General features: G+C 37.6%; 1 protein-coding gene. It reads left to right on the top strand.

Features of this window, described 5'->3' with window-relative positions:
* Positions 1-3,628 (top strand): type ISP restriction/modification enzyme (locus tag ACFIMW_RS08885; RefSeq protein ID WP_375608838.1); only part of this gene is annotated, 3,628 nt, incomplete at both ends.

Genomic DNA, 3,628 nt, shown 5'->3' with positions numbered 1-3,628 from the left:
TAGCGTCTATGGATGATGAAGAGCTCTATGGAAAAGAGCTTTATACCTATACTTTCTCAAAAGCCGTTCAGAATGAACTTTTAGCACCTTATAAGATTATTGTTTTGGGTGTTAATGAAGAAGAAGTAAGTCAATCCATTCAACATCTAATGACCGATGAGAATTATGAACTTATTCTTGATGATAAAACCAAGATCATAGGCTGTTATCAAGCCCTTGCCAAAATAGATCTCAAGGTTGATTTAAGTGATGACCCTAACCCTATGCGGCGGGCTTTGGCTTTTTGTAAAGACATTAAAACTTCTGAACGTATCCGTGATACCTTCAATTCTCAAGAGATACAGGAAGAATTATTTAATCTTCATCAACTCTATAAAGATACCCCGCCGCTTCAGTGTACCTTTGATCATATTGATGGAACACAAAGTGCCAAAATGCGCAATAAAGCCCTTGATTGGCTTAAGGAAGATGCGGGGGAAAATACGTGTCGTGTGCTCACCAATGTAAGATGTCTGTCTGAAGGGGTGGATATCCCCGCTCTTGATGCCATCATGTTTTTACACCCGCGTAAAAGTCATGTGGATGTGATACAGGCGGTGGGGCGTATCATGCGGCGTGCAAAGGGCAAGAAAAGAGGCTACATCATTTTACCAGTCGGGATCCCTGCTGGGGTTTCTGCTGAACAGGCTTTACGCTACAATAAGAGATACAAGGTAGTCTGGCAAGTGATCAATGCTTTGCTTGCTCATGATGAGAATTTTGAAATCACCCTTAACCAAATGATCTTAGGGCAAGATGTTAGTGATACTTTGGAGATTGTCGCCTTAAAGAGCATGACCGCGGTTGAGGATAAACTCCAGATCCATGAAAAATCAGAACATATGGGACTTGAGATTGGAAAAGCCGCTCATGAACCGCAGCATAGTTATAAAGGGCAAATGAGATTACCTTTTTATAAAGAGTTTCCCAATGCTCTCAAAACCCTTCTTGCAAAGAAATTTGCTATTGCGGATTATTGGGAAAATTGGGCGGGCAATGTGGCTGAGATTGCACAAAATCATATCACGCATCTCCAAAACTTGCTTGCTGATGAAACCAGTGAAGCCTTTCATGCTTTTGATGCCTTTCATAAGGAATTAAAGAACAACTTAAACAGTGAAATAAAACAAGAGGAAGCGATTGAGATGTTAGCGCAACATCTTGTCACGCGTCCTGTGTTTGAAGCTTTGTTTAAGGGCAATGAGTTTGTACAAAACAATGCTATTTCGCAAGCAATGGAAAAAATCTTAAAAGAATTGGATAAAACGAATATCGAGGAAGAATCCAAGGAATTACAAGAGTTTTATAACAGTGTAAGGCTTCGTGCTTCTGGGATTACCACACCACAAGCAAGGCAAAATCTTATTATTACGCTTTATGAAAGCTTTTTTGCCAAGGCATTTAAGAAAACTACGGATAAGCTTGGGATTGTTTATACGCCCGTTGAAGTTGTTGATTTTATCATTCATTCTGTTGATGATGTGTTGCGTAATGAGTTTGGCAAAAGCTTGGGGTCACGGGGTGTTTCTATTCTTGACCCTTTCACGGGGACGGGTACCTTTATCACAAGGCTTTTACAATCTAAACTGATCAAACCAGAGGATATGGAATATAAATTCCGTCATGATATCCACGCCAATGAGATTGTTTTACTCGCCTATTACATAGCAGCGATTAACATTGAATCGACCTATCATAGTCTTATGAAAGGAGAGTATATTCCTTTTAAACATATTGGTTTGACAGATACCTTTCGTATGCTTGAAAAACAAGATTTGATGAAAGGTTTACTAGAGGAAAACAGTGAATATTTAGAACTTCAAAAGAAGCTGAATATTGAAGTTATCTTTGGCAATCCCCCTTATTCGGTAGGTCAAAAAAGCGAAAACGACAATGCAAAGAATACAGCTTATCCGATATTAGATGATCGCATTCGTGAAACCTACGCTGCTCAATCTAAAGTAACGAATATACGAGCGCTTTATGATAGTTATATTCGTGCTATTCGTTGGGCTAGTGACCGTATTGATAATGCTGGAGTAATCGGCTTTGTTTCTGGTTCTGGTTATGTAGAAAAGCCAACAATGGACTGCTTACGAAAATCTTTAGCCAATGAATTTACGAGTATTTATGTGCTTAATTTACGGGGAGATATTCGTAAAAATATGATGAACAAAAATAACGCTCAAGAAGGGGAAAATGTTTTTGGCAATGGTAGTATGACCGGTATCGCTATAACGCTCTTTATCAAAAAGCCCAATGTGACTGAATCATGTAAAATTTACTATCACGACATTGGTAGTAATCTTACAACTAAAAGGAAACTTGAGATCCTTGACGAATTTTGCAGTATTGATGGTATTACCCATGAACAAGGCTGGCAACTCATTACACCAGACAAGCATGGTGACTGGATTCATCAACGTGATGACAGTTTTGCTAGCTTTCTAACCTTGGGTGATAAAAAGGGTAATAATAAGAAAAGGGAAAATAATAAAAAGCTCTTTGAAACTTTTTCGTGTGGTATACAAACTAACCGTGATGCTTGGGCATATAACTCAAATCGTGAAGTTTTAGCAAAAAACATGAGTCATATGATTGCTTTCTATAATAGCGAAGTGGAACGTTTTAATAATGTCTATCCGCATGCTGACCGTAAGTTACGTGCAAATGCTGTAAACAATTTTGTTAGTGTTGATGCTAAAAAAATTTGTTGGAGTAGTAGTCTGAAAGAAGAGTTTGTAAGAGGAAAGGTTTTTGAATTTGAAGATCAATGTCTTATTCAAAGCCTATATCGTCCTTTTACGAAGCAATGGCTTTACTATAGTCGTGTTTTTAACCATAGAGTCTATCAAATGCCGTGTATATTCCCAATGGGACGAATCGTCGAAAATAAAGTAATACAAATTACAGGCATAGGAGCAATGGGAGGCTTTTCTGTATTGATGAATAAAGCCTTACCTAGTTTAGATGCAATAGAAAAAGGTCAATGCTTTCCACGTTATATTTACGAAGACACTACGGTTTCAAAAAGTAAAAGTGGGAAACAATCCCATTTATTTACAAATTCTACAGAGAAAAACACAACATCTGGTTTACAGAGACGTGATGCCATTACGGATGAAGGACTAGCATATTTTAAAGCCGCTTATCCTAATGAAACCATAACAAAAGATGATCTATTCTATTATGTTTACGGTCTACTTCATTCAGAAGATTATCGCTCTCGTTATGCTGATAATTTATGCAAAGAATTACCTCGTATCCCATGTGTAAAGAGTGCTGATGATTTTTGGAAATTTGTAACAGCAGGGCGTGAATTGGGTCATTTGCATGTGAATTATGAAGATGTAGAGCCGTATCCAGTGACCTTTAAAAAGGGTAATCCAAAACAGACAGAGATCTCTAATCCCGAAAAGTTTTATTATGTGACTGAAATGAAATTCGCAAAAATTAAGAATAGTAAGGAAAAGGATAAATCGACTGTTTTTTATAATAGCAATATCACAATAACAGATATCCCTCTTGAAGCTTATAAGTATATCGTCAATGGTAAACCCGCTCTTGAATGGGTTATGGGGCGTCAATG

The organism is Bartonella sp. AC329YNZD, from assembly GCF_042196685.1.
In the GTDB taxonomy this organism is placed as follows: domain Bacteria; phylum Pseudomonadota; class Alphaproteobacteria; order Rhizobiales; family Rhizobiaceae; genus Bartonella.
The sequence above is the reverse complement of the archived record's forward strand: the minus strand, read 5'-3'. Positions and strand labels throughout refer to the sequence as shown.